Here is a 25,880-nt window from a genome sequence, read left to right as displayed (position 1 = left end):
GTCAAAAGGTGTCGCGCTCGCGCGGATGGATCGGCGCGGCGGCCTCCATGATGGCGGCGAGTTCGGAATCGGAGAGCGAGAGCGGCATTGGGCGGAAATCCTTTCCCGCCAACTAAGGGTTCAACCTTCCGGTTTCCACGATAGCCGCGAGGCTCTCAAGTTGGTGCGATAGCGCTGTCCAGCTACGTGAAATGCTCGTCAGCACGGCGGATCGGCGGGCCGAATTCGCTGGATCAGCTCCGAGGGTATCTTCTCCCCTTGTGGGAGAAGGGTGTTCATATATTTTCTTGATGGTTCAATGGCTTACATCGTTGGCGTCCCTGTGGTGTCCCTAAGGGCTTTCCTCGGTTCACCTGTTTATAACAGCGCTCCACCGGGTCCACACGGATTGATCCAGTATTTCCGAACACGCCATAGTTGCGCGGTATGGCGACTCAAATCCCAGAGCCTTACTACGTCGCTTACATTGATGAGGCGGGCGACGCAGGACTGAAGAAAGTGCGCCCGATTGACGCTGTGGGCGCGACGGAATGGCTGTGCCTTGGCGCGGTGCTAATCAAAGTTAAGTACGAACCCGAAGTGAACAACTGGGTTCGAGCGATCTTGTCAAAGGCTGGGAGCAACCGCGCCGACCTTCACTACAGGCACTTGTCCGCCTCTCAGAAACGGGTTGCTTTGAGCGAGATCGCTCAGCTCCCTTTGCGTGGCTTTGTTCTTGCGTCGAACAAGAAGAACATGCGGGGTCACCGAAATGAGCGAGCCGAGCGTGCTGGAGCCCAGCAATGGTTCTACAACTACTGTCTGCGCCTACTTTTGGAACGCGTAACTGACTTCTGCTACCAGCATGCAGCCAAAGAGCACGCAAAGGATCGTTTCGTGAAGATCCTATACAGCGAACGCAGTATTCATTCTTACGCCCAAACAGCGGCCTACCATGAGCTTCTGAAGATGCAGGCAAGAGCCGGGGCTCTCGTCCTTACGAATCGACGAATTATGTGGGAAGTGTTGGATTGGCGGCTTGCCCAACCAGTATCGCACTCAGCAAGTCCGGGCGCGCAGCTTGCGGATGTTGTAACGAGCGCTTTCTATCAAGCTATGGATACGCTTCCCCACTGTAGCGCGCGCGTGATCTCAAACATGGACGCGGCGGCCGAGATGACGCCGATGCGCTGGGCGCCACCTACGCCGCGCACAGGCCTTATTAGTGCAGTCGCTGATCAGGAAGACGGACCCCGCTCATAAGCGCCAGCTCCTGCTCTAGCTGCTCATTGAGGAGCATGAGCGCTCGAAGCGCATCGTGCAGATCACCGTCACAAGCGGCGACGATCTCATCGACCGTCAGCTCGTACTGATCCAGAGCAGAGTTGGTGCGTTGGCGTGGCATAGCAACAACATACAAACAGAAACCTAAGTTGATCGTGCCGATCCGCTGCTGATTTCCCCACAATTCACAGCCCGCCGGGCTTCCCTCAGTTCGCCCTCATTTGGATGCTGCGAGCCAAAAAACCGTGCGCGTTGCAGATTTACAACCCGCACCGTCATTCGAGATACTAACCTCGTCCATGGAGACGACCAAAATATATTTCATGCTTACTTCAACATAATCGCGGGGGCGAAATGTATGATGTCTATCGCAATGACAAGCGCGACTTGCTCGTTCTAAGTACAGGGTCCGCCGTGCCCGTGCTTTACTCCGCACATAAGTGTCTGTCCGGGAACATCTTGAATCATCGGAATCATTTGTGATTCAAGGGTGGCGGTCCGATTCGAAGGGGCGCCCATGTGGACGAAGGAGAACCGCGGTCGTTACGACCGAAGCCGGCTACGCTATCCAAGCGATTTGACTGATGAGGAATGGGCGTTGGTGGAGCCGCTGATTGCGCCAGCCAAGCGAGGCGGCAACAAGCGCACGGTCGATGTGCGCGAGGTGATCAATGGCCTGATGTATGTGCTGAGCACCGGTTGCCAATGGCGAGCGATCCCGAAGGACCTGCCGCCACGCAGCACGGTGCACGACTATTTTGACTTGTGGGCTTGGAACGGCACGCTCGATCGCATCCATCACGCGCTCTATGTACAATGTCGAGAATTGGCTAACCGAGAACCCAGCCCGAGCGCCGCCATCATCGACAGTCAAAGCGTCAAGAGCGCGGAAAAAGGGGGGCGTGGATCGACCCGCATGGCTACGATGCGGGCAAGAAGATCAAGGGCAAGAAGCGCCACATCCTAGTCGATACTCAAGGCTTGCTGCTCCACGCCCTCGTGCATTCGGCGGACATCCAGGATCGTGACGGTGGGGTGCTGGTGATGGCCACGCTGTTTGGCCTGCATCCATTCCTGCTGAAGCTCTATGCTGACGGCGGCTATCAGGGGCCGATCTTTCAGTCCGCCGTTCGCAAAATCCTCCGGCAAATCGACGTCGAGATCGTCAAGCGCTCCGATACAGCAAAGAGTTTTGCGATCTTGCCCAAGCGATGGATCGTCGAACGCACCATCGCCTGGCTCAACCGCTGCCGCCGTTTGGCCAAGGATTGGGAGTGCCTCAACCGAAAGGCATTGGCGTTCTTGCGCCTCGCCTCAATCCGCCTCATGCTGCGAAAGCTCTGCCAAAAAACAGCATGATCCCGGACAGACTCTAAGTGGCACAAGAGCAGAAAAAGAATTGTCAAGGTCAGCGACGAAATCAAGTCAGCCGTTCAGGCACAAGGCTATTGCGGGCCACCAAGGAGCGAATGATCGAGGTCGAGTAGGCCGGCGGCCGGTGTTCTCGATTTGCAATCTCTACAGCCATCACCACAAGCCGAGCCGCCAGCCTCGTATCAATACTTAGGCTTCAGTGTAGGGGGCTGCGCCTGCTGAACGCTTCCCTGTCTCGCCGCCTTCGAGGGTCGGCTAGTGACGGCTTCAAACACCGCAATACGCCGGTCGAGTTGCCATAGCTCGATGTCGTTGGCATCAACTAGCTGCTGAGCACGTTCCCGTGCTTCCTGCTCGTCGGCACACTGCAAATTGGCCACGCTTATAACGTGGCGGTCGTGATCCAAAAGATAAGCTCGGTAGTGCGCCATCCCACCCCCCAAGGTCCGCGCTCATCCATCAGTGTCCGGTCGACGTGCTCGGCTTGTTCCTTGTCACCAGACCCTAACTGGCTTGATCATCGAACCATCACCTCAATCCTTCAATGAGCGTTCTCCAGCCGAGCGCATCGTTCGCCGTTAGCAGCGAAGCGCCAAGCGTTGCCAAGTAGTTTGGCAACTCGCAATCGGGACGCGCGTTCATATTGCCGACCAACGAGACGACCGAGTTCTTGAGATCGCCTCCGTCGAGATGATCGAAGGCCCGTTGCTTGCACCGCTCGACATATTTGTCGCGCGTCATCTCAATTAACAGGGAACGTTCCATTTCGCCTCCCCAACCGATGACTGCTTCCAATAGTGGAGTTGGAACGGAGTGGATTTGGCCTGTCTGTTCGAAAGGTGACAAACGGATGCCCTTTTGGTCGCAAGTGTGGGAATTGGGACACAGACACACATCGCGACCGCGCCTGTCCGCGCCGGGCGCACGGCAGAAGGCTCTTTGTCTTCACACTCAGTCTGGCTTGGTCAGATGTTTCAGTACGGCGTTACAGGCTTCCTCGGCCTCCGCGAACGTCTTGAATGGAGAGCCGCCGATCTTGATCGCGCCACGGCTCTGATAAACCGGGCGCCATGATGCCACATAGCCGGAGCGCCCGTGAAATCCGGGACCGGCGGGGCTCTCATATGTGATCACGAACGAAAAGTCGTCGCTGCTTGCGCTCCATATTTCCATGCCCTCGACGGCACGGTGGAATTGCAGGGACATCACCAGTCGTTCACTTGTAGCTACGGCCGGAATAGAAACGGCCCGCGGTGTGCCGAGCCGTTGGGGATCGTCGTTGTCGTAAAGTTCGCGCCATGACAGCAACGCAACACGGCGTGCCCCGCACCGGCGCCCCGACAGGAACCTCAGCCTAGAGGGCGCGCAACTAACGCGGCCAGCCGCCTCTGAAATCCGTCGATCTCCCTGATTGCATTCTGTCGCTCTGGTCCCTCGGGGAGTCGTTGCGCGGCTTCGCATAGGCTCGCCAGCATCTGCGTCATCTCTTGCAATTCGTGCTCGGATCTTCCAACCGCGCGTCGGCTCAACGTTGTGCCCTCACAGATCGAATTCAGTTGCCGCGCCCACACTTGTCACGGATAATATTCTCAACGTTAAGTAGCGCCAATTTCCGGCTCTTACAAATGTCGAATATGAGGGTCAGCCTCCGGTTTGCAGCATAGATCTACGGAGGAGTTTAGCTCTGCACGATATGACGCGAAGGAACCGCCCCAGTCTGCGCTATGGTTGCCTCATTTGGCCGCGCCCTTCGCAACTGACCTGCCATGCAGTCGCGCCGCTCGCTTCTTCCTTGTCCGCCGCGCACCGAGCCCAACGCGGTTGTCGCGCCGATCCATCCCAACGCCATGCCAGTGATCCTGACGACAATGAGGAGCGCGATATGTGGATGCGCGCGCCATGGGATGAGGCCACGGCGTTGCCACGGCCGTTGCCGGATCACGCGCTCAAGATCGTGATGCGTGGGGCGGAGAAGGAAGATCGAGCGGCAAGTTGAACGCGACAGGTTTGGCTGGTTAGCCCGTCGTCACCCATCCAAGCGCGCCAACCCAGCCTCAATCACGGTGATGTCTTCCTCAACCTGCCGGATCGTGCCGGTGCAGTCGATGCCGGCGCACGCGTTGAGCGTTTCAACGAGCTTCCGGCGCTGCACGAGTAGATCGTCAAGAGCCTTTCGATCGTTCAAGAAAACATAACCGTTCACAATCGACTGAATTGCGTCTGCCATTTCGGACCTACTAGCGGCAATGCTTGCCCTTCGGCAAAGTCTAGGTTTCGAAGCGCTCGAACAGAGTTACATTACGCGATCGCGCGCCCTGAGTTCGTCCAAAACAACGCCCCTCCGCAACTCGTGCGCAGCGGCCGTCAAATGAGAGCCTACGATCATCCCGAGCCGCCTCAAAGTCAGGAGTGCAACGGGCTCACACAGCTCGATAGAAAGTCCGGCTCCCAATATCGCAATGGCGCGTTGCTCATCCGCGTCGAGATCAGCCCATGAAATGCCTTCCATCACGCGCCTCAAAGTTATCCCCGAGGGACATCTCAAAACCCAAACGCATGCCTGATTTGCCGCAGCATGATCATTGCCGCGTCGGTATACCGTCCGTTGGTTAGGTATTGATCCAGTTGCGCCGTACTAATCAGCGCCACAACTGCCACCGTGAAGCCCTTAAACATTGGGTCCCTCCTGCAAGAGACCGCCAACCGGGCGTATCGAAGTATTAGCTGTTCTCAGAATGCGCTGCCGCACAATGCGACCTATATGTAAATGGTGACAGTGACCAGTAACCAATCCCTTAACCGGCGCGGACGTTTGGATGCGCGTGCCGTGGGATGAGGCGAAGGCGCTGCAACGGCCGTGCCAGAACTATGTGTTCAAGATCGTGATGCGTGGGGCGGAGAAGGAAGACCGAGCAGCGGCGTAGGCACGGACTGAACGTATTGCCCCAGGCTGATCGGCAAAACTCGATTTTGCTCGCCGCTGTCAGCGGCGCTCCGCCACGGTCCGGGCAGCCAATGCATTTCGAGTTACGCCACCTATTAGCCGCCAGACCGCATCAGAAACGGATCCACAGACAGAGCTAATCGGTCCGCCACTTGCGTCGCGCCCGACGTGGATTGCTTTTCGGGCGACAGCGAACGGAAAGAATTGACGGTCAGCCCAGTACAAGCGGCAAGAACAGCTATCGCAATCGCAGCGAGATATTTGGTCCTCATGGCGATGGTCCCCTTTATCACCCCTGAATTAACCGGGCACTCTCAGAAATAGTTCCCGAGTGCTGTTTGTGTGTCAGTTGGGCCGAAATGCATGGCTGCAAGTGGATGCGTCGAACGCCGCACTTCGGGTTCCTCGTCCGGATGGAACATCGCGTCGCGATGAGAGGTCCAACGGAACGAAAACACCTGCCAGGCTTTGAAAAAACATGAGACCGTCGCTCGCCGGTACTAACACGGCGCATGTCGCGGATAGCCAAAGGTCGTTGCCAGCGACCCGCTGCTCTGAATACAAGCGCTCGCGCAGATAGCCAAAAGCGGCGGTCTCCAGTTTCATTCAAAAGCGTCAGCCGTGCCTCGATTGGGTCGCGGGGAGCAGTGTTGGGCCGCCGATATCGGCCAGCCGGACGGCGTTTTTGCCAACCGAAGGCTCCGTTATGCTCAACCATATCGACATTGACTACCTACACAGCCGGGCCATCGTTCGAGAGATCGGCGAGAGGCTACGCGCGTTGCTGAAGCCAGAGCCGAAACTGCCGGCGCGCCTCAAAACGCAAATCGACCGGCTTCGCGAATTGGAGCGCACACCGTCAATCGTTCCCGATGCGGAGCATTGGAATAAACGTCGCCGTTGAGCCGCAGATGGGCCGGCCGAATATGGACGAGCAATGCCATCGGAGAAACGTCGTGCGTCAAAGATTTTGAGCGAGTACGGTAAGGCGCAATCTGAATTGATCGGCAAAGCCGTCGTCCTCACCGATGGAAAGGCAGGTACGGTGGAGAACGTTTGGCTGGATGAATTGCACGGGCTTCGGATTTCGATCAAAGGCCATGACGGAAGATGGCCGGTCTCAACCATCAAGTTCGAGGAAAACTAGACCTTCGCACCCGCTGCGCACCACCCCAATAGCGCGCTATTTCAGAACATTCCGATCAGGATGAAAAACCCGATCTCAATCAGGAACGTCGTGCTCATAACCGCGACCGTAAGGAACACGTCGCTCGCCGAAAGAGGGTTCATGAATGCCTCGCATCTTGCGAAGCCCCAGGGCGGGAGCTGGCGTATCGAAGATAGCAGCCGGCGTCCCGAAGGTGTGTTCGTTAATCCATTCGAACGTGGCGAGCTTGGGCCTGATCTATTCCGCGCCGCGTGCAAGATGGGTCTTGAGGGACTGGTGTCAAAACGCCGCGACCGGCCGTATGAAGCGGGCCGTTGCCGCTATTGGATCAAGGTGAAGAACCGCTCTCATCCATCGATTGATCGCGTCAAAGAGGCATTTGCCTGAAAATTTTCGCGCCTTGGCTTAATCCCGGACCTAGCATAGCATTGGTCAGGTTTTTGTGTCTCAGCGGATAAAACAAATGCACCGCTTCCTGCTGATCTGCGTTGCCATTACCTGCTTTGCAGCGGCCCTTCTTTTCCGTTCCTCAGAAGCGAATGCAGTCTTCTGGCGCGGCATCACCGCGCCGACGAACATCGACATTCACGGATGGCCCATCATCAAGGAGCCACCGCCCAGCCGGTGCCAATGGATACGAGTAAGCGGCGGCTATTGGGTCCGGCAGTGCATTAATTAGGGCGCGTACTCATAGGACCGCCAGGCTGACGGTCCAGCCACAAGGATTTCCGCTTTACGCTCGAAAGCGGTCATCGGAGGCGCAGGCCCTATGCCCGCCTTGGGCACATGAGCCGACGTCGCTCCAATCCAGCGCGATACTTGTCAGGCTTCTTAGCGGCCGTAAGGGAAGCAGCGGTGGCGATCGAGTGTGAGACCGAAATGCGCTCCCAGCGCAGCGATGGCCGCGTCCTGCTCAGGATAAGGATCGGCATTGGATGCGGCAACGATGATGATCCGGAACCTGCCGCGATCCTTGCCACCCGGTGGCAGCATCGCTGTAGCCAGTGCATTGCCCTCCCTGTCGCGCAACGTGAGGAAAACCGGCATCTCTCGCTGTACATGGGCCTCGAGGCCGATGTCGCGCTCGATCGCGTTGGGCCGCTCCGGACGCCAGGACTGGACTGCCTTCTCCCGCTCGTTGCGGAAATATTTCTCGACTGTGTGGTTCATCAGGCGCGACTCATACATCGCTTCACCTTCCGTCTCGATACGGAACCAGGTCTTGCCCTTCGGCGCGTCGCAAACATACTGCATTTCGCCCGTCCTGCGATCGCCGCAATTCTAGGGCGGTGGGCCTGCAAAGCCAATATGAGACTAGCTCCCGTGTATAGCGCTGCACGATCAGAGGGGCTAAGAGTATTTGATTGGACGTTGAAGTTCTAGTGAGCCCAAACAATACTAGTCGACCGGAATAATCCTCTTCAAGGAGCGTCCCGATGCCTGACGTAAGGGAAAAGCAACGCGAAGCCCGCCGGAAGATCATTCGCCAATGGGCGAAGCTTCCGAAGGATAAACGGCAGTCTATGGAGGGGATTTCTGAATTCGCCAGGACCGCCGCTCAGCAGAACGAGAACGCATTCGTCCGCAGTCGTCGCGATCCGTATCAGAAGATCATGGGATGGCTATTGCCGCGTGCTCATCTCTGAACGATTGAGTCCTCTGCACATCCTTCGAAGGCGACACCGAAATTTCGGCAAAGTCATCGAATGTCCTGCCGTGTCCGAACCCCCGGCAGGGCCGTCACAAAGCGACAAGATAACTGTGAAGCTGAAAGCAACAATCATCGTCGTAGCGCTGCTAGCTGCAGCGGCTGCACATGCCGAGACGATCGATCTGAAATGCTGGGCGCGGGGCCTTACGGGCGGCGAGCGCAACTCGGTCTACATAAACGGGGAACAGGTCACCGTTAATCTGGACGAGGGGACGATGCACTCTCGGACATTCGGAAGCAATTTGGCCGTCCACGTCACGGATACGCACTTGTTCTTTGAGACGGCGCTTACGCTCGGCAACATTTGGCAACATCTGTTCGACCCGACCGCTGTCTGGCAAGGTTTCATCAAACGCGTCGACGGCACGCTTAAGGCGCATAAACGCGACGGTACTGTCATCGGCGGGCACTGCCAGCTGGTCGGCTGAACCTGCCCATGTCGCAGATGGGCCAGAGATCGGGATAGGGGGGAGCCTTGCGGCTCCACCCCTCCCACACCACCGTACGTACGGGTCCGTATACGGCGGTTCGAGAAGTTACGCTAACGCGCTTCGATCAAGGACAGGAACCCGAGCGATTTGAAGTGGGCATTGGAGAGTCCAACAGAGAGGGCTTTGCTCCGGGCGAGGTGCCAGGGTCCACGGCCGCTACCGGCCATGTTGCGCAATTCCCCCGAGACTCCCAGCGCGATGAGTGCTGCTCGACGACGTCCTGGTGTTTTCCATTGGCGCCAAAGAGCGGCCCGCAATCGCAAGCGGACCCAACGAGTGAGGGCGATCAACACCTCGGGCGTTTCGCAGAAGCCGAAATAGCCACGCCAGCCCCGCATATACTTGGCCAGTTCCTCCATTGTCGTCTTGATGCTGACGCCCTTGGCCCTTCGCGTAGTATCTCGGATTCGCTGCTTGAACCGTTCCAGCGATTTCGGCGCGATCGTGCGCTTGATGCATGGACCAGCCGTGAAGCTGAACCCGAGGAACTTTCGTTCCTGCGGTCGTGCCACCGCACTCTTCGCCTCATTCACCTTGAGCTTGAGCTTTTGTGTGCTCTCCATCACCCGCTGACCCGCGCGTTCGCTGCGAACGTAGATGTTGCAGTCGTCCGCATAACGGACAAAGCGGTGTCCCCGGTGCTCCAGTTCGCGGTCGAGTTCGTCGAGTACGAGGTTACTTAGCAGTGGCGAAAGCGGTCCTCCTTGCGGAGTTCCTTCCACGCTGGGGCTGACCAGTCCGTTCTCCATCACCCCGGCATTCAGGAATGCCCGGATGAGCTTCAACAGCCGCTTGTCCCCGACGCGCTTGGCGATCTGGCCCATCAGTTTGTCGTGATTGACTCGATCAAAGAACTTTTCCAAATCGAGATCGATCACCCATCCGTAGCCTTGCGCGATGTACTGCTGCGCTTGAGCCACGGCGTGATGAGCCGACCGACGCGGTCGGAACCCATAGCTGTATTGGGAGAACGTCGGATTCCATTGCCGCTGCAGAACCTGCATCACCGCTTGCTGGACAAAGCGGTCCAGCACGGTTGGGATGCCAAGCTTTCGCATCCCTCCGCCATCCGGCTTCGGGATTTCCACCCGTCTCACCGGTTTCGGTTCGTAGGTCCTGTTCAGCAATTGCTCCCGAATGACCGGCCAGTGCTGCTTCAGGTAGTCACCGAGTTTATCAACGGTCATCCCATCGACGCCGGCGCTGCCCTTGTTGCTCCTCACTTGCCGCAATGCTTCCTTCAGGTTCTTTCGCTCACATACCTCCTCCATGATCCGACGCGTGTCGGCTGGGCGTTCGGGCTCATTCGCCACCGAGAGCGATTCGATGTCTCCCCCTCCCGCCTGCCGGGCTTCACCCGTCGGCGCCGATGAGAAGTCCAGTCTCAACTGGATGTTCAGCCGCTTGTCGCTCTCGAGATTCATGTCCTACTTGCCTCTCCTCTCGTTCGGGCCTTCAGCCATCGTTCCCGGCTCAGCCTATCTGTTGCCTCCACCTTTCGGCGACGGAGTGCCTCACTAGCCTTGCCGACGACATGACCTAATACGCCCTCTGCTGACTTCTGCCCCGCGGTCAGGATGCCTCGCGGCATTCTCAGTCGCCGAAGCGACACAGAGCAGATCTCCTGGGGTAAGTTCAGTTACTTTCCGTGCACAGGTCGCCGGATCTACGCTTCGCATCCTTGATGGATATGGACTTCGCGGTAAGTGGCCCGCTCGTCCGACGCTCGCGCCTTGTATCCGGTTCTTGTCCATCGACTCGCACGTTTGCTCTACGCTTCCTTCAGACCTCGCCTCGCGGCGATAGCCCTTGCGTTGTCACTAACCCTTCACCTCCATCAGGTTGGGTAGAGGACTTTCACCTCCAAGTTACTGAACATGCCCAGCACACCACTAAATCGCTGCGCGATAGCCCGCTGAAGCGGGGGGCTTAGCCGAGGGTGCGGGAACCTATGAGAGATCATCGGTAGCCGGCCGGTCGGCCTGTCTTGAAGATCGAGGGTGTCGTCAACCTCATCCAAGACAGGAGTTGCCCATGAGTACGGTTACGGTCAGCCCGTTGCGCCAGCGCATGATCGAGGACATGAATGCACGCAAGCTCTGCGCGGGGACGCAGAGGGGTCATATTCACAGCTGCAAGCGGTTTGCTAGGTTTCTCAAGCAGTCCCCGGACACGGCCACGGCGGAGGATATCCGCCGGTTTCAACTGCATCTTTGCCGAGACGGGCGCGAGCATCTGCAATCGCAACCGCATCATGACCGGGTTGCGGTTCTTGTTTCGCGTGACGTTGCGGCGACTGGATCTTGCGGCCGAGATTTATCACCTCCGTGAGCCGCAGAAGATTCCGCTGGTGATGAGCCAGGACGAGACCCGGCGCCTGCTCGCGGTCGCGAGTAGCCTCAAGGTGCGCGTGCTGCTCAGTCTCGGCTATGGCTGCGGCCTGCGCGCCGGCGAGGTGGTCAGGCTGAAGGTCAAGCACATCGATAGCGCGCAGAGGATCATTCGGGTCGAGCAGTCCAAGAGCCGCAAGGACCGCAATGTCATGCTGTCGCCCGACACGCTCGACCTGCTGCGCCAATGGTGGAAGACGCGCCCGCCGAGTTACGATTCCACAACGCCCGTGGCGGAACGCTGGCTGTTTCCCGGCCGCAAGCCCGGTAAGCCGGTGACAACCCGCCAACTCAACCGCCTGTTCCATGAGGCGGCCGATGCGGCCGGAATCCGCAAGGGCGTAACGCTCCATGCGCTTCGACACTCCTTTGCCACCCATCTCCTTGAACGTGGCACCGATATTCGCGTCATCCAGGCGCTGCTCGGAAGGGCGACATACTGCCCGCGAACAACAGGCTGAAGCACGCATCACTTACCGATTTCATCCTCGCTTCGGGGAGACGGTAGGTGTCAGGCGGCGGCTTGAGCGAGGTGGCGCCGCGTTTCTCGTTGTTCACCAACTTGACGGCACCTTTGCCTGCCTTCCGGCGTGGATGACTGACGAGGCTGCGTCCCGATTCGAGATCAGCGTTGAGCCGCATTTTCCCCTGAATGTTCTTCGCTCCCTACGCAACGAGGTCGATGCGCTTCTAGGCTTTCTGGCGTCCGAATCAAAAACGGAGCGACTAGAGAATGACGCAGCGATCCGAGAATTTCCAGCCAAGCCTGTTCGAGGCCGAGCGACCGTGCGTCGAACTGCGTGCAGCTCAAAAGAGCGAGCTCGCGATGGTCATCGAGGTGCTGCTGCGCGAGATCGCGGCGGCGCTGGCAAAGGCGGCAAGCGGGGGGAGCGGCGATGACCAAAATCACGACTGAGCATCTCGCCCGCAACGCCTGCGTCTACATCCGGCAATCGACAGCAGACCAGCTCGCGCATAATCATGAGAGCCGACGGCGCCAATACGGCCTCGTCGATCGCGCCAAGCAGCTTGGCTGGAGCAACGTCGAAGTCATCGACGACGACCTCGGCCGGTCCGGCGGCGGCATCGCGCGTCCCGGCTTCGAGCGGCTGCTTGCAACGATCTGCGACGGCCGTGTCGGCGCTGTGCTCGCGATCGAGGCGTCGCGTCTTGCCCGTAATGGCCGCGACTGGCATACGCTGATCGAGTTCTGTGGATTGGTCGGCACGCTCATCGTCGACGAGGACGGAATCTACGATCCTCGCCATCCCAACGATCGGCTGCTGCTTGGCATGAAGGGCACGATGAGCGAGCTTGAACTCTCGATGTTCCGCCACCGCTCGCAGGAAGCGCTGAAGCAGAAGGCGCGCCGCGGCGCGCTGGTCCTCGGTGTCGCCGCCGGCTATGTGAAGATCGGTCGCGATCGCATAGAGAAGAATCCGGACAAACGCGTGCAGGACGCCCTGCAGCTGGTCTTCACCAAGTTCGCCGAGCTGCAAAGTGCTAGACAGGTGCACATCTGGCTGAGAGAGGAGGGCATCGAGCTGCCGGTCAAGTCGCGCCAAGGAGAGGCGCACGGCGTCGTGTGGCGACTGCCGGCCTACAACATCGTGCACAACATCCTGACCAATCCGATCTATGCAGGTGCCTACGCGTTCGGGCGCACGACGAGCCGTGTGAGTGTCAAAGGTGGACGCAAGCATGTCCGGCGTGGTGTGCAAAAGCCCATGGCGGAATGGGATGTCTTGATCAAGGATCACCACGCGGCCTACATCACCTGGGACGAGTTCGAGCACAACCTCGAGGTGATCGCCAACAATGCGACCGGCATGAGCAGCGCACTCGCTCGCGGAGCAGCTCGTAAAGGCGAGTTGCTGCTGCCCGGACTGCTGCGATGCGGCCACTGCGGCCGCAAGCTCCATGTGCACTACAGCGGCAAGATCGGCCGCTACAATTGCTACGGTGCGCGTACGAACCACGGTGCCGCGCGCTGCATTTCGATCAGCGGCTTGAGCATCGACGCAGCGATCAGTAACGAGGTCCTGCGCGTGCTGAAGCCGCTCGGCGCCGAGGCAGCACTCAAAGCGATCAAGGCGCAATCGAGCACGACGACCGCGGCCGAGCGCCAGCTGGAGCTGTCGCTGCAGCAGGCGCGCTACGAAGCCGCGCACGCGCGCCGACAGTACGACGCCGTCGACCCGGCAAACCGGCTGGTCGCCGGCGAGCTGGAGCGCCGCTGGAACGAGGCATTGCAGGCTGTCGCAAAGCTTGAAGGAGAGATCGCCGCCCTGATTGCGCGCCGTCCGCCGCCGTTCGGTGAGCCGGAGCGCCAGCAATTGGTGGCGCTCGGTGCTGATCTGGAGCGCGCCTGGTTGCATCCCGCTGCAACCGCCGCAACGCGCAAGCGTATCCTTCGCGCGGCACTCACGGAGATCGTCGTGCGCAGGGACGGCGCAATCATCCATGCGGTCCTGCACTGGCAAGGCGGCGATCATACCCAACTGCAAGTCAAACAGCGACTGAATGCGGCCGGCCGGCACAATCCACGCATCCCCGACGACACGATCGCACTCGTGCGTGAGCTGGCGCGGCTGATGCCCGATCGGCAGATCGCGCGCCTGCTCAATCGCGCTGGCGTGGAGACCGGGCACGGCAATGCCTGGACGCAAGAGCGCGTGTGCGGCTTCCGCAATCACCACGACATCGCCGTCTTCCGCGACGGCGAGTGGGCGGAGCGCGGCGAAATTACGCTCGAAGCGGCAGCAAAACTCATCGGCGTCTGCAACATGACGGCCTTGCGTATGCTCCGCCGCGGCGACATCAAAGGCCGACAAGCTTGCGCGGGCGCGCCTTGGGTGATCAGGGCCGAGGACTTGGCAGGTTTCGCCAAGGGAAAGCGTCGGAAGCCTCCGCTAACACAAAATACCACGCAGCGGGTCCTTGACTTTCAATGAGTTAGCCGAGGTGCATTATGAATCGTGACTACTGGGGCACGACAAATTGGACACGACGGCGCGCTACGCCCGCGTCGCCACCGGCATGATCGCTGGCATCAAGAGCCCGCTCGACCTGCTGTCGCAGCCTTGCAAGAAGCCGAAGAAGAACAGGAAAGACCAGCCGCCGACGTAGCGGCCAGCGGTCATGTCTCGCCCGGTGCTGGAGGTCGCGGATATCTTCCGCGACCACGGAGCGGCGTGGCGTCGTGCCAATGTCGGTCACGTCAGCCTCGACCAGATGAAGGTGATGTCGGCCATCGAGCGCTGCCGCACGGCGGCGCTCGGCGGCCATGTGGCGCGCTGCGAAGATTGCCCGCACACGGTCATCGCTTACAACAGCTGTCGTAATCGCCATTGTCCGAAGTGTCAGGGCACCGCTGCCAAGGAATGGCTCGCCGCGCGCGAGGCCGATCTGTTGCCGGTGCCGTACTTTCATGTGGTGTTCACGCTGCCGGCCGCCATCGCGGACATCGCCTATCAGAACAAGGCCGTGATCTACGACATCCTGTTCACGACCTCGGCCGAGACCATGACTACCATCGCGGCCGATCCCAAGCACCTCGGCGCCCGCATCGGCATCACCTCGGTGCTTCACACCTGGGGCTCGGCGCTGACGCATCATCCCCATGTCCACATGATCGTGCCGGGCGGCGGCATCTCCATTGATGGCACGCGGTGGGTACCGTGCAGGACAGACTTTATCCTGCCCGTGAAGGTTCTCTCGTGCCTGTTCCGGGGATTGTTCCTGGCCAAGCTCGTCGCCGCCCACCGGGCCGGACGTCTCAAGTTTTTCGGCGTCCACGCCCGCCTCGATAACATCAGAGCCTTCAAGGCGTATCTGGCGCCGCTGCGCAAGATCGATGGGGTGGTCTATGCCAAGCGGCCATTCGGCGGCCCCAGGGCCGTGCTCGCCTATCTGTCGCGCTACACCCACCGGGTCGCCATCTCCAATCGCCGCCTGATCGCGGCCGACCACACCGGCGTCACCTTCCGGTGGAAGAATTACCGGATCGAGGGGCCTGGCCGCTATCAGACCATGACGCTGTCGACCCGCGAGTTCATCCGACGCTTCCTGATGCACGTGCTGCCCGGGGGCTTCCACCGCATCCGGCACTACGGACTGCTGGCCAGTGGCAGCCGCGCCGCCAACATCGCGCGGGCGCGCGAACTGCTCGCCGTGCCGATCCGCTCCGAACAGCAAAATGCCTCAGAGGCCCCAGCGGCCGACGAACCCCGCATGCTGCCACGACCGTGCCCCTGCTGCGGCGGACGCATGTTCGTCATCGAGACCTTCGCGCGCGGCAGCGAGCCAAAGCACCGACCCACGCCCACGCCGGCCGCGATCAGGATCGACACCTCATGATGCTGTCATCGCTGATCCAGCACCGCACCGAAGCGCACCATTTTGGCCGGCTCTCGCCCGGCAGCACATCCACTTGCGCCGATCAGCAAGACTGGCCCGTGATCGCGCCGCAAATCCTGTCGAGCAACCTGCGATCCGCTCGCTCGCGCCAGCACGCACGCCCAAGATTCGAGCTAAAGCGATCCGATCGCCACCATCAGCTCAACTTCCGCAACACTCACGCCGAAGCCAAATCCCCATAGCACCCGCTGCACAGTCGGTGCCCCACATCCCGCGATTTCGTGCCTTGCCGCTTTTCGGGCGCCGGCTGTCCGAGCGTGGGGATGGTCTCGGCATGCCGGCATCCGAAAACCTGCACAACAGCCGACATCGCGCCTGTGCCGGAATGACGAAAGAGGCCGCCGATTGAGGCGGCCTCTTTTTATGCTTCGGCGCTTCGTTTTTACTTCTTGCGCGGATCGTCGGCTGGATCGATGAACACGATGCCCCCCGGCCCGGTGAATACAATTTGGACCATCGTTTCTTCGTTTGTCGTCCAAACATAATGGGGGTGCTTCGCCGGCAGCGCGAAGACGGAGCCCGGCTTCAATATCTCGCCTTTCGAGGGATCAAACTTTTCCCCCATGGCGTTCCCAAAGCTGCCACTCATCACGGTGACGACCTCGGCATAGGGATGAGTGTGCGGCGGAACTTTATAATTCGGCGGGAATTTCACCCGCTGGACGATCGTCTCGGCCTTTGCTGGGTCACCGATCAAGATGGCGGTTTGCACGCCCCTGAAGACCGGATGCTCTATCCACGTCAGCCCATCGGGCTTGACCACCTTCATCGCATCTTGAGCCATCGCAGAACTTGCCAACGCGATCAAAGTGGCGGCGACAGAGGACTTGTTCATCCTAACCTCCTCCCAAATGTTGCGGAGCTCGAAGGCCCAATAGGATACAGCAAAAACTCAGACTGAAGCGCTTAAATTCATTTTCGGATCGCCATCGCGAACCAAGTCCGAATTGGGTCATCAGCGGTCGTCCCACGCTCGCACGAGACAGGTCCGGTGCACTGCTGACAGCGGACCTTTCCCCACCCACGAGGCCCAGCAGTCCAGCGCTGACCCGATCCCAATACATTAGCATTATCCCGCGGCATCGCCCGGCGCTTTCATTGGGCCATGCCACATTTTACCGGCCGTCGGGACCGTAACGCTCGTCAGAAAAGCTGGCCGATCTGCTACGGCGATACCCACGTCGGGAGCATCAGCATCCGCAGCGGTAATCCGGCCGAGAGCGATCCATGGCAATGGCGGTGCGGCTTCTATCCCGGATCACGTCCCGGCGAATGCACGTCCGGCACGGCCGCCAGCTTCGAGAGCGCGCGCGCTGCGTTCTCGGCGGCGTGGGTTGTGTTTCTATCCAAGCGAACCGGCAGATTTTGAGGCGTGGCGGCAACAGAGCGATTGGACGGCGCGGAAATACGACGCACGGAGATGCGGAGAGAGGGCGGCCGCCCGATGAACACCAACAGGCAGGACAAGTCCGAGGCTGCACCTAGTGTAAGGTGACGACTCAGCATATCCACAGTCCCATGAAGTATGCCGACAAACGTCCTTACGCAGACCCCGAAACCGCCGCCAGCAAGCTCGTCGAACTCACCGCTACCACCGACCCCGTACAAAACGGCCGCATCCATATCGAGAAGATCAACGCGCCCTTCATGTACCAGCACGGCGGCAGCGGCCCGGAGTTCGGCGCCGGCATCAAGATGGCGGTCGAGCGCGGCTGGCTTGAGCTGCACGAGAGCGGGACATACGTGCGGCTGATCAAGAAAGAGGCCGCCAACTGAGGCGGCCTTACAATTGAGAAACTAACAAGGTGACGCACGCGATCAGCGTTGCTGTACTGAACGTCACGACCACGAGAGCCTGTTCACTGCGGGCTTGCAGCTCTTTGTCATCCATATGGCCCAACGCCCGTTCGCGCCGTCGGTTTCAGGTCGGCGGTCTTAAACCCGGCGAATTCAGCCACTCGAACATGTGGGAGGCTGCTTCGTCCAAACTGGCCTTTCGGAGCATAACATCTCGCTCATGCCCTGGCGGTAGCTTCTCGGCTTGTTCCCGCAATCGCGTCGCCGCGTCGGCAAATCGCTCTTCAGCGGTTGTAACGTGGGGAGGTTGCTTCATGTCGCGCTCCTTTCCCCTTATGCAGGCGGGAGCGCGATTGGTCTCTCAGCCACCGACGCCTACAAAGAATGCCATCGGCCGGTGATGATGGAACAATAATTCCTTTCCGGAGCAGTTCCAATTCTAGAGGGAAGCTGGCGGAGTGATTAGCGCGCTTCGCACTGGGCCCGTTCCTTAACATATGTTGGGCTGGGAACCTCGGGCTTTATCTTGGGGACCTTTTGAGCGGGAGCGCAGGCATCGAGCAGCTTAAGGAAAGGATCGCCGAGCAGGTCGAGCTCGTCGCGGCGCTGATTTGCGAAGGAAAGAATGCGGCCGACGCGCTTGCCAAACTGGAGGTGATGACGAGGAAACTCGTGCTGTTGGAGCATCTACTCTCAACGTCCCTGACATCGACCGCAATTGCGAGGTCCGCCGGGCGAAGCTCCGGGGGACACGAGCATGAGCATCACCACCGGGGTGGCGACTAAGGTCGCTCAATGGAATTTCGTGGACGGATGCTTATCTGCGCCCCATGCGTCGCACCTTTGAGTTCTGCCTGCCGATTAGGGGCACAACGGTCCCGGCGGCCCGGACTGGCTCCACGAAGTGAAGTATGATGGTTATCGCCTCCGTTTGGAGCGCGATGGCGACCGCGTCCGCCTGATCACGCGCGGCGGCTACAGTTGGGCCAACCGCTATCCCTGGATCGCCGAGGCCGTCTGCAAGGTCCGCCAGAAGCACTTCGTGCTCGATGGCGAAGCGGTTGTGCTTGGCGTCGATGGCATCTCCGACTTCAACGCGCTGCACTCGCGCAAGCATGATGAGCAAGTGCAGTTCTGCGCCTTCGACATCCTCGCCGAAGGTGGCGACGATCTGCGGAAGCTGCACATTTATCTTCGCAAGGCAATCTGGAACGGCTGCTTGCGCGGCGGCCGGAGGGCGTCTTCGTCAATCCGTTCGAACGGGGCGAGATCAGCCCCGATCTCTTTCGCGCCGCGTGCCGGATGGGCTAAGAACCGGCTGCATCCGGCGATGGAGCGCGAGCTATGACAGGGAGAGCATGTTCGCGCCGCCGCGAGATTTCAGCTGTTCCAAATTCGAAACCCGGTGTCTGGAGAGATGATCCGTTGCAGCACCAACGGCCCGTATAAATACTGTAATCTCATTTAGGCTTTTGGGTTACTTACGTTTCGCCTTAAGTTCGCTGAACTGGAAGTTGGGAGCGCGGTCGCGCTCCGCTGGTGAAATCTCCGTCAGCCTTACGGTGTCCGGCTGGCCGTTCGAGAGGCTTCCTGACATGACCAATTATTCATACGCCACCAATCGATAATCCCTCGGCGCCGGAAGCACCCGGCCGAGGAGTCAGCAATTGAGGGTGCATCCCTCGATACTGTATGCGCCAACCCAAGAGAGGAGGTTTCCATGCGCATTATTCAAGCATCAGCATTAGCCTTTTGTCTGCTCACCGCCGCTCCGGCGATAGCGCTCGGCGCAGACGCCAAGACCGACGTCGAGAAAGCCTACGCCACCTTTGATGCCGCATTCAACAAACAGGACGCGAAGGCCGTCGCTGCCAACTATGTCCCGACCGCCAAGGTGCTGCCGCCGACGCACGAAGTCGCGTCAGGCCCAGCGGAGATCGAAAAGTTCTTTGCCGGGTTTTTCGCGAATGGTGTGACTGGCCACAAGCTGGAGGTTATCGACGCGGGCGGAAACGACAAGGTCGTCGTCGGCACAGCCAAGTGGAGCGCTACGGGCAAGGACAAGGACGGCAAACCGGCTCCCTTTAGTGGACTTGCCATGCACGTCTTTGAACGCCAAGCGGATGGTTCGTTAAAGCTGAGGTTTCATACCTTCAATTGAGTTGGTCGTCTGATCAAAGCCCCAAGGATGGCAAGTAGGCCAGCGATCAGTCGTCGCGCTGCAAGTCTCAGTTGGAGCTTGATGGCCCTGGGCACGACAATAGCCCCGACGCATTGCACGTCGGGGCCCTTCAAGATCATCAGGCCGGGTACCTCCGCCGCGCCATCCGATCGAAATGTCGCCGATCACGGCATCCGATCTGGTACAGACGATGACAAGGCTGCGGCAGCGATATGAACACATTGCGCCCGGAAGCGCTCGGCCTCCACCTCGGCCTTGCGCCAGTCTGCGCGCCGCCGGTGTTCAGCCGCCAACGCCTTGTGCGCCTCAAAGTCCCAGATGATCTTGTCGATCTCGGTACCGTCCAGCGTGCGACGAATGCGCAACGCGGCCGCAAGTGCACCGAGAACATCCCTGTGAGGCCGCAACAGATCATCGGCCATGGTCTCGCAGAGGCGGATAAACCGCTCGACCGCTTCTGCCGACCGACAAATCATCGACGCGTACTTGATCGTATGTTCGATGTCACTGACGGAAGGCACAGGTTCGCCGTCAAGCAGCATGCGCTCGGCGACCGAGGCCGCGACAAGTTCGATGCAACGGTTCAACACGTGCAGGTAGACATCGGCGGCAGCATCGCGCGGTTCGCCGTCTTGCGGCATCAGATCGCGCAACGTATCGCAAAGCTCCGGCACATCATCCCGATCATCATGCTTTCCATACGCAACACGGTGGCGCGGCCCCCAAACAAGGCCGCCATAGTTGCCGTTCGGATCGGGGGCGATGGTCGCTCCGCCGAGCGGCTTCCCGAGCAGCCGAGCGGCGAGAGCATGACCGCTTTCGTGGACGCTGATTCTTTTATCGTCCTCCGCCGAGCGCCCGATCGCCGCAAGCAGTTCGCCGTACTCCTCGATCTCCACATCGAGGCCGCCGCCGTTGTCGGTCGTGCCTCCGACGCCGGCAGCGGCCTCCGACCCGCCGAGAGAAGTCGCAGGTTGCGCATTGCCTTCCTCGGCGATGCGTTTGATCCGATGCCCGGCCTTCGCCGCTTCCTCTCGCCATCGATGCAGCAACTTCAGCAATGCGCTCTCGTCGACCGCGAGCTTCTTCAATGGCTGGCGCTCGACGCCAGGCACGATGCCGGCGACGAGCCAGCTCGACAGGCTCAGTTCGATAACGGCGATCAGCGTGCCATTCGGGTCGAGGGGGCTCGGGGATCGGCTCAGATCGTTCAACTTCTGCATGGGGCGCTCCATCGGTTCATCAGCAACAATGGATGCAATATCCTCGTCGCCGCCCCATAGCATCTCCCTTGGAGGCTTTCGGACGCCGGCCCCGTGCGCGCGGCCCCACCGTCATGGGGCCGGCATCCGAAACCCTTCACAATAGGCGACATGCAGTGGCATATTACTCTATGAACAGCAGCCCCCGCTTCTTATCGCCGTCGAACGTATTTACAGCGTCGAACAGCCGCTTCCGCTCGACCAGCCATGGCTGGAAGTTGAAATTGACGTCGAGCACGAAAACGAAGGTCCTCGGCTTCGAAATAGCCCCCAATTGGGGAATGATGTCCGCTACCAGCACCAAAAATTTGAGCGCGATCGAAATTCACGATGAAGCGTCGGCCCGGATCGTTGGAGCGACGCAGATGCTCCAGAAACTGGTTCTCGCTGAGATCGCGTAAGACCGTGACTTTCCGGCTCGTGTTGGTCCTGGGCGACTTTGGCAAGCTCGTCGATCGTGAGACCCATGATGCATACGCCTGTCCAGCAGCTCCATGTACCGGCCAACACCTCGCCCTCCGTCCTTGCCGCCTCGCCAAGCGAGCGGTAGGCATTCGCAACAGCTGCAGGTCCGCAGCGAGAGCCATTTGACTGCCAGTCAACGTGCCTTTGGAATGTAGCTGCCGCGGGCAGTTGCCACGCACGCTCCATAAGCTCCGGAGTACGCGTTACCGATGACGCTATGGCGTCTGACGGCACGTGCGATCGACCGACCACCAGGGCCCCGGCACACACCAGACCCACGGCGATAACCATGCTGCTGATACTGACGTAGCGCCATCGCTTCATGGCTCAGAACCTTAGCGGCAATGACGACATTGGCCGGCAGGATTATATTTTCAAGCTAACTGGCGGGAGGGAGATTTCATGTGAGCGTCCCGTGGACGGCAACGGCTGCTCTCGATGGCGGCAGTCAGCCTGTCCCGCTGACGGCCAATAAGCGAGACGAGAAAGAAGCCGCCGAGATGAAGAGCTTCGCTGGCACGTAGTGGGACCACCGGATGGAATTAAAATCAGGACTTGTCGTGCGCGTACTTCTCCAAAAGCAGCCGATTATATTCATCTCTCACGGCTCTTCGCGAAATATGCCTTTTTCGGTCTTTGGCAATCTTCAGAAGATCAGGATCTGTCGGTGCCCGTGATTTCCGCCTAAATCTCCCAAAGAGTCGGGTAGCAGGCGCCGACGTCCTTCCAAACAGCCGGTCAAACCATCCCATTGTGTCCTCCCGGACAGACCGCGGTTACGACACTATCATCATGAATTTGGGGGTCAAAGGGACAGTACCACTGCATTTTTTTGAAACGCTTGCCACCACATGGCTCGCGCGATGCAGTTCGAATGTCGGTAAAGGGCCGATATTGTTGCAAATGTCGAAAATCGAGCGACCCCAAAAATCTCGCCAAAGTCGATCTTGAGACCTCTCTGCTGCTGCGCCGCTTTTCAGCGCCACTACGGAGGTCCGTGATCGATTTTGGATGAAACGATATGGTCCCCTCACATCGCCGCGCACAAATCGCATCAGCGGCCCTAAGAATTTTCGTTCGCCACCCCAAAAAGACTTTTGCAACAATATCGGCCACAAGCAGAGTTTTCGGAGACCTTGTGCCGGTTGGTCATATCGGCCAGCACAGGTATAACTTTCTCATTCCTTTTCTGGCATTGCTTTTCTGGCGTTTTCACCCTGGGCATTTTCGGAAGTTGTCATGGCAGCGCGTGAACATTGGCAGATGGATGCCAGCGCCCCTGAGCTCTATGAGCGCTATCTCGTCCCCGCCATCACGTCGATTTGGGCCAAGGATCTGCTTGACCGTACCAGACCGACAAAGGGGGAAAGCGTACTCGATGTCGCCTGCGGAACCGGCGTCGTGGTGCGGCTATTGGATGAACGGGGGCACGTCGGGAGGTTGGTTGGCATAGACCTGTGGCTCGGACGAAATCGACCAAGGTCGAGTGGATCGAAGGGAGTGCGTTGGACTTGCCATTCGAGGCGCATAGTTTCGATGTCGTGCTCTGCCAACTCGGACTGCAGTTTTTCCCTGATCGACCGCTGGCTCTCAGAGAGATGGCCCGGGTCCTCAAGCCGCGAGGTCGCGTCGGGCTCAGCGTCTACAGCGCCATTGAGCAAACGCCCGCCGCGCATGCTTTCGTGCAGGCACTCGACAGTTTTCTCGGACCTCAGTCCTCACGGACGAAACGCTCCGAGCATCTTTCCTGCGCTGCCGAAGACCTCGGCGACTGGGTGCGGCAGGCTGGCTTTGAGGACGTCAATGTTGCGACTGTATCCAAGCAAATTAGCTTTCCTTCAGCGCTGGATTACGTCCGCTTCCAGCTCACGGCGACCCCGATGGCTGCGCTTTTAAAGAGCGAGGATGGTCCTGGGCGTGAACGCATGATTGCCGCCGTCGCCGATGACGCGGCGGCTCGCCTCGATCCCGCTATGCTGGCGAACGGCGAGCTGACATTCCCGCAGCAATCTTTCGTGGTGACGGCTTCGCTTCACTGAGGCCCGCTATGGGTCAAAAGCGTCGGCCCGCTCAAGGGCCGGTGACTTCTGGCCTACCCCGACAAGCCGACCTTCTCAGCGCCGCGTCAAGCTTCGGATTCGGGCCAACAGGCGACCAAAAACATTTGTCCGGACGTGAACCAATTCACATATGGCGAAGCCGCCCGGCTGCAGTATGAAAGCGAGTACGCTTATTAGAAGCGCGGGGGGCCGGAGCGATGATTTACTTTTTCGCTGTACTCGCCGTTTTGTGTGCCGCCGCAACGAGAGCCGCCGCCGAGACACCGATCGAGCGCGGCAGCTACCTTGTCAACGCGGTCATGGCCTGCGATGGCTGCCATACGCCGCGCGGGCCCGGCGGTCTCATCATGGAGCGGCGGTTTTCCGGCGGATCTATTGTCTGGGACGGACCGGCCTACACTGTCCACGGGTCAAACATCACGCCCGACTGCGACACAGGCATTGGAGCCTGGAGCGAGGACGATATCAAGCGACTGCTGATCAGCGGTGTGCGACCGAACGGCGTGTCGGTTGCGCCGCAGATGCCCTACGGCTTCTACAGGATTCTGACGCCAAGCGATCTCGATGCGATCGCGGCCTACCTGAAGACCGTCAAGCCGGTAAGCAACGAGATGCCGCCGTCGGTCTATAAAGCCGCGGCGTATCCCGTGCCACTGCCAGGCGCCGAAACATCAATCGGTGACGCGGTCCCTCAAGATCAAGTCAAGCGCGGCTTCTATCTCGCCACCCTCGCGCATTGCATGGAATGCCACTCCCGCAAACCCGATGGCACTCAAGACTTTAAGAACTGGTGGGGCAAGGGCGGTCACGAGATGAAGGGCCCCTTCGGCTCCGTTGTCGTCGCCAACATCTCCTCCCACAAAGAGAGGGGTGTGGGCGCGTGGACGGACGGCGAGCTCAAGCGCGCGCTGACCGAGGGCATCAGCCGCGACGGCCGCGTGCTCAAGCTGCCGATGGCCCGGCAACGCTATTTCAGCAGGATGACTGAGCAGGATCTCGACGCTATCGTCGCCTGGGTCCGCACCATTCCGCCGATCGAATAGTTCATGATCATTCTTTCGAATTGTCGAATGTCGCAGATGGGTCAAAAGCGGCGGTCCGGCGCTCGCATACGGCGGGTCCGATCTACCCTTAATAGCGGACCTATCCACACCCACGCGCCAACTATCCCTACGCCGATCCGATCCAAACCGCACAACAGATCAGGACGCGCGCACGGCCATCTCGCGAGCAGCTACAGCCGCCGCCACCGGTTGAACCTCGTGGTGGTTCGTCAGCGTCGGAAGTTACCTTCGTGATTGTGGAAAGGCACCACCCGTAAATTTCCCAAGTGTTGGCAATCAGGCGCACTGGTTTAAGTGGTCGGCGGGTTGTGAGCGCCGCACCATGAAAACACCGAAGCCAAAGCAATGGGCCGAGCGCGAAGTCCAGCAATTGTTCAAGCTGGCCCGGGTAGGAGCTGGCGTATCGAAGATAGCAGCCGAGCTGGGCCGTCACGCCGGATCAGTAAGGCGAATGGCGCGAACGATGGGGATACTGTTGAAGAAGTAGCGCCGCGCCTCCCTGCCCGCGGACCAGCTCGACAGACTAAAAAGCGCGCACGCGACACATCATCCCGTTTGTGCGGCGCGAAAGTTTTCCCACCTCGCGTTGTCCGTAATCTTACGGACGTTGTGCGTCCGCTATCTTTAGCATCTACTCCAGATTGAATTTGATGACGACCTGATGTTCAGTCGAGCTCCCCGTGAGCGTTAAAGCCATGATGGCGACGATCCTCCAGAACCAACTGACGTTACGCGGCGTGCATTCACTGACGCCATCTGACTACGAGCAGATTGTAGAGCGGCTGATCGAGCACCTCAGAGAGCTGGAGCTTAGTTTGGCTGCGCGAGAGATAGCGGACACGCACGAGCCGTAAGTGGCCCAATGAACGGGACCGCTCCAGCTCCAATGCCCAGTGCTATCAGTCCCTCCATACGTCCCTACCCCCTTTGCGCCACGTTTGGGCTTGATTTGATAGACATCACTACTAACCTTGCAATCGAGACAAATGATTGCGGCGACCGAATTTATCGCCAGTTCATAGTGGGGCCACCTCTTTATTTTTGAGGAAGTGATTGCAACGCGCCCGTCGGGAGATGGACGATGACCGAAGAAAGAATTGCTCGTTTACGGACCCATAGAAACAACATTGATCGGTATCGGCGCCTGCTCAAAACGAAGCTAAGTGAGATTGAACGGCAATACCTCGAAAAGCGACTGTCCGAAGAGCAAGCCGCAATGGAATTGAACTTGAGCGCGGGCGAGCCGTCACCGATTATGGTCGGGCCTAAATGACCGCTCGGCTACCATCG

General features: G+C 59.4%; 30 protein-coding genes and 2 pseudogenes. 21 read left to right on the top strand and 11 right to left on the bottom strand.

Going from position 1 to position 25,880, the window contains the following annotated elements; translation table 11 throughout:
• The first annotated feature begins 426 nt into the window (after positions 1-426).
• Positions 427-1,242 carry a DUF3800 domain-containing protein gene (locus IVB18_RS19085; RefSeq protein WP_247990537.1) on the top strand — a complete coding sequence of 272 codons (816 nt, stop codon included), beginning with the start codon at positions 427-429 and terminating at the stop codon, positions 1,240-1,242.
• Here IVB18_RS19085 and IVB18_RS19080 read toward each other — a convergent pair.
• Positions 1,202-1,384 carry a hypothetical protein gene (locus tag IVB18_RS19080; RefSeq protein WP_247991672.1) on the bottom strand — a complete coding sequence of 61 codons (183 nt, stop codon included), beginning with the start codon at positions 1,382-1,384 and terminating at the stop codon, positions 1,202-1,204. The genes IVB18_RS19085 and IVB18_RS19080 overlap by 41 nt on opposite strands.
• 396 nt (positions 1,385-1,780) lie before the next feature.
• Between IVB18_RS19080 and IVB18_RS19075 the strand changes: the two genes are divergently transcribed.
• A protein-coding gene (locus IVB18_RS19075; RefSeq protein WP_247801096.1) for an IS5 family transposase occupies positions 1,781-2,622 on the top strand; the annotation gives its coding sequence in 2 pieces (ribosomal slippage) (positions 1,781-2,153 and positions 2,153-2,622; 843 coding nt in all).
• A gap of 543 nt (positions 2,623-3,165) precedes the next feature.
• Here IVB18_RS19075 and IVB18_RS19070 read toward each other — a convergent pair.
• Both IVB18_RS19070 and IVB18_RS19065 read right to left on the bottom strand, forming a co-directional pair.
• The gene (locus tag IVB18_RS19070; RefSeq protein ID WP_247990536.1) at positions 3,166-3,483 is read right to left on the bottom strand and encodes a hypothetical protein; all 318 of its coding nucleotides are present in this window, start codon (positions 3,481-3,483) and stop codon (positions 3,166-3,168) included.
• A 105-nt stretch (positions 3,484-3,588) separates the two neighbouring features.
• Positions 3,589-3,843: a hypothetical protein gene (locus IVB18_RS19065; RefSeq protein WP_247991671.1), complete on the bottom strand. Its 255-nt coding sequence runs from the start codon at positions 3,841-3,843 to the stop codon at positions 3,589-3,591.
• A gap of 599 nt (positions 3,844-4,442) precedes the next feature.
• Here IVB18_RS19065 and IVB18_RS19060 point away from each other — a divergent pair.
• A pseudogene (locus IVB18_RS19060) lies at positions 4,443-4,633 on the top strand (SOS response-associated peptidase); the annotation flags it as partial.
• Between the two features lie 30 nt (positions 4,634-4,663).
• On the opposite strand, the gene IVB18_RS19055 reads toward IVB18_RS19060, so the two are convergent.
• Together IVB18_RS19055 and IVB18_RS51635 are read right to left on the bottom strand one after the other, a co-directional pair.
• Positions 4,664-4,864, bottom strand: a complete 201-nt coding sequence (locus IVB18_RS19055; protein WP_247990535.1) for a hypothetical protein — start codon at positions 4,862-4,864, stop codon at positions 4,664-4,666.
• Positions 4,865-5,178: 314 nt separating this feature from the next.
• Positions 5,179-5,313 carry a hypothetical protein gene (locus IVB18_RS51635; RefSeq protein ID WP_256476965.1) on the bottom strand — a complete coding sequence of 45 codons (135 nt, stop codon included), beginning with the start codon at positions 5,311-5,313 and terminating at the stop codon, positions 5,179-5,181.
• Positions 5,314-6,287: 974 nt separating this feature from the next.
• Here IVB18_RS51635 and IVB18_RS19050 point away from each other — a divergent pair.
• From IVB18_RS19050 to IVB18_RS19035, 4 genes are all read left to right on the top strand, one after another.
• Positions 6,288-6,485 carry a hypothetical protein gene (locus IVB18_RS19050; RefSeq protein WP_247990534.1) on the top strand — a complete coding sequence of 66 codons (198 nt, stop codon included), beginning with the start codon at positions 6,288-6,290 and terminating at the stop codon, positions 6,483-6,485.
• 33 nt (positions 6,486-6,518) lie between these two features.
• Positions 6,519-6,728, top strand: coding sequence for a PRC-barrel domain-containing protein (locus tag IVB18_RS19045; RefSeq protein WP_247990533.1), 210 nt, complete (start codon positions 6,519-6,521; stop codon positions 6,726-6,728).
• A 141-nt stretch (positions 6,729-6,869) separates the two neighbouring features.
• On the top strand, positions 6,870-7,136 hold the full coding sequence (locus IVB18_RS19040) for a hypothetical protein (protein ID WP_346732643.1): 267 nt from the start codon (positions 6,870-6,872) through the stop codon (positions 7,134-7,136).
• A 76-nt stretch (positions 7,137-7,212) separates the two neighbouring features.
• Positions 7,213-7,428 (top strand): hypothetical protein, encoded by a 216-nt coding sequence (locus IVB18_RS19035; RefSeq protein WP_247990532.1) that lies wholly within the window; start codon positions 7,213-7,215, stop codon positions 7,426-7,428.
• 152 nt (positions 7,429-7,580) lie between these two features.
• On the opposite strand, the gene IVB18_RS19030 is transcribed toward IVB18_RS19035, so the two are convergent.
• Positions 7,581-8,003: a hypothetical protein gene (locus IVB18_RS19030; protein WP_247990531.1), complete on the bottom strand. Its 423-nt coding sequence runs from the start codon at positions 8,001-8,003 to the stop codon at positions 7,581-7,583.
• Between the two features lie 182 nt (positions 8,004-8,185).
• Here IVB18_RS19030 and IVB18_RS19025 point away from each other — a divergent pair, with 182 nt between their 5' ends.
• A complete protein-coding gene (locus tag IVB18_RS19025; protein WP_063707793.1) occupies positions 8,186-8,395 on the top strand; it encodes a hypothetical protein in 210 nt (69 codons plus the stop codon).
• Between the two features lie 115 nt (positions 8,396-8,510).
• Positions 8,511-8,888: a hypothetical protein gene (locus IVB18_RS19020; protein WP_247990530.1), complete on the top strand. Its 378-nt coding sequence runs from the start codon at positions 8,511-8,513 to the stop codon at positions 8,886-8,888.
• A 113-nt stretch (positions 8,889-9,001) separates the two neighbouring features.
• Here the strand turns inward: IVB18_RS19020 and ltrA are convergent, their stop codons facing one another.
• Positions 9,002-10,375: a group II intron reverse transcriptase/maturase gene (ltrA, locus tag IVB18_RS19015; RefSeq protein WP_247983828.1), complete on the bottom strand. Its 1,374-nt coding sequence runs from the start codon at positions 10,373-10,375 to the stop codon at positions 9,002-9,004.
• An 830-nt stretch (positions 10,376-11,205) separates the two neighbouring features.
• On the opposite strand from ltrA, the gene IVB18_RS19010 reads away from it, so the two are divergent.
• From IVB18_RS19010 to IVB18_RS18995, 5 genes are all read left to right on the top strand, one after another.
• Positions 11,206-11,802, top strand: a complete 597-nt coding sequence (locus IVB18_RS19010) for a tyrosine-type recombinase/integrase (RefSeq protein ID WP_247990529.1) — start codon at positions 11,206-11,208, stop codon at positions 11,800-11,802.
• 272 nt (positions 11,803-12,074) lie between these two features.
• Positions 12,075-12,257, top strand: coding sequence for a hypothetical protein (locus IVB18_RS19005; protein WP_247531465.1), 183 nt, complete (start codon positions 12,075-12,077; stop codon positions 12,255-12,257).
• Entirely contained in the window at positions 12,238-14,295 is a 2,058-nt protein-coding gene (locus IVB18_RS19000) for a recombinase family protein (protein ID WP_247986026.1), read from the top strand. The genes IVB18_RS19005 and IVB18_RS19000 overlap by 20 nt, the downstream gene beginning before the upstream one ends.
• Before the next feature lie 46 nt (positions 14,296-14,341).
• Positions 14,342-14,470, top strand: coding sequence for a hypothetical protein (locus tag IVB18_RS51630; RefSeq protein ID WP_256476955.1), 129 nt, complete (start codon positions 14,342-14,344; stop codon positions 14,468-14,470).
• A 12-nt stretch (positions 14,471-14,482) separates the two neighbouring features.
• Positions 14,483-15,700, top strand: a complete 1,218-nt coding sequence (locus IVB18_RS18995) for an IS91 family transposase (RefSeq protein WP_247990350.1) — start codon at positions 14,483-14,485, stop codon at positions 15,698-15,700.
• Positions 15,701-16,142: 442 nt separating this feature from the next.
• Here IVB18_RS18995 and IVB18_RS18990 read toward each other — a convergent pair whose 3' ends face one another.
• Positions 16,143-16,595: a cupin domain-containing protein gene (locus IVB18_RS18990; RefSeq protein ID WP_247990528.1), complete on the bottom strand. Its 453-nt coding sequence runs from the start codon at positions 16,593-16,595 to the stop codon at positions 16,143-16,145.
• A gap of 683 nt (positions 16,596-17,278) precedes the next feature.
• Here IVB18_RS18990 and IVB18_RS18985 point away from each other — a divergent pair.
• Positions 17,279-17,536, top strand: a complete 258-nt coding sequence (locus tag IVB18_RS18985) for a hypothetical protein (RefSeq protein WP_247990527.1) — start codon at positions 17,279-17,281, stop codon at positions 17,534-17,536.
• Between the two features lie 483 nt (positions 17,537-18,019).
• Here the strand turns inward: IVB18_RS18985 and IVB18_RS18975 are convergent, their stop codons facing one another.
• Positions 18,020-18,244 carry a hypothetical protein gene (locus IVB18_RS18975; RefSeq protein ID WP_247990525.1) on the bottom strand — a complete coding sequence of 75 codons (225 nt, stop codon included), beginning with the start codon at positions 18,242-18,244 and terminating at the stop codon, positions 18,020-18,022.
• A 217-nt stretch (positions 18,245-18,461) separates the two neighbouring features.
• On the opposite strand from IVB18_RS18975, the gene IVB18_RS18970 reads away from it, so the two are divergent.
• The gene (locus tag IVB18_RS18970; protein WP_247990524.1) at positions 18,462-18,905 is read left to right on the top strand and encodes a DNA ligase; all 444 of its coding nucleotides are present in this window, start codon (positions 18,462-18,464) and stop codon (positions 18,903-18,905) included.
• Between the two features lie 372 nt (positions 18,906-19,277).
• The gene (locus tag IVB18_RS18965; protein WP_247990523.1) at positions 19,278-19,718 is read left to right on the top strand and encodes a nuclear transport factor 2 family protein; all 441 of its coding nucleotides are present in this window, start codon (positions 19,278-19,280) and stop codon (positions 19,716-19,718) included.
• 185 nt (positions 19,719-19,903) lie between these two features.
• On the opposite strand, the gene IVB18_RS18960 is transcribed toward IVB18_RS18965, so the two are convergent.
• Both IVB18_RS18960 and IVB18_RS51485 read right to left on the bottom strand, forming a co-directional pair.
• Positions 19,904-21,025, bottom strand: coding sequence for a hypothetical protein (locus IVB18_RS18960; RefSeq protein WP_247990522.1), 1,122 nt, complete (start codon positions 21,023-21,025; stop codon positions 19,904-19,906).
• A 100-nt stretch (positions 21,026-21,125) separates the two neighbouring features.
• Positions 21,126-21,790, bottom strand: a pseudogene (locus IVB18_RS51485) (phytochelatin synthase family protein).
• A 1,133-nt stretch (positions 21,791-22,923) separates the two neighbouring features.
• Between IVB18_RS51485 and IVB18_RS18950 the strand changes: the two are divergent.
• The 4 genes from IVB18_RS18950 to IVB18_RS18935 all read left to right on the top strand — a co-directional run bounded on the left by IVB18_RS18950 (position 22,924) and on the right by IVB18_RS18935 (position 25,863).
• On the top strand, positions 22,924-23,505 hold the full coding sequence (locus IVB18_RS18950) for a methyltransferase domain-containing protein (protein ID WP_247990521.1): 582 nt from the start codon (positions 22,924-22,926) through the stop codon (positions 23,503-23,505).
• 218 nt (positions 23,506-23,723) lie between these two features.
• Positions 23,724-24,569 (top strand): c-type cytochrome, encoded by an 846-nt coding sequence (locus IVB18_RS18945; protein ID WP_247990520.1) that lies wholly within the window; start codon positions 23,724-23,726, stop codon positions 24,567-24,569.
• 701 nt (positions 24,570-25,270) lie between these two features.
• Positions 25,271-25,444, top strand: coding sequence for a hypothetical protein (locus IVB18_RS18940; RefSeq protein WP_247990519.1), 174 nt, complete (start codon positions 25,271-25,273; stop codon positions 25,442-25,444).
• 227 nt (positions 25,445-25,671) lie between these two features.
• Positions 25,672-25,863, top strand: a complete 192-nt coding sequence (locus IVB18_RS18935) for a hypothetical protein (protein ID WP_247990518.1) — start codon at positions 25,672-25,674, stop codon at positions 25,861-25,863.
• The last annotated feature ends 17 nt before the right edge of the window (positions 25,864-25,880 follow it).

Origin of the sequence: Bradyrhizobium sp. 186, from assembly GCF_023101685.1 — a bacterium.
Lineage (GTDB): Bacteria > Pseudomonadota > Alphaproteobacteria > Rhizobiales > Xanthobacteraceae > Bradyrhizobium.
Note: the sequence above shows the minus strand (reverse complement) of the source record. Positions and strands in the feature narration are given on the sequence as shown.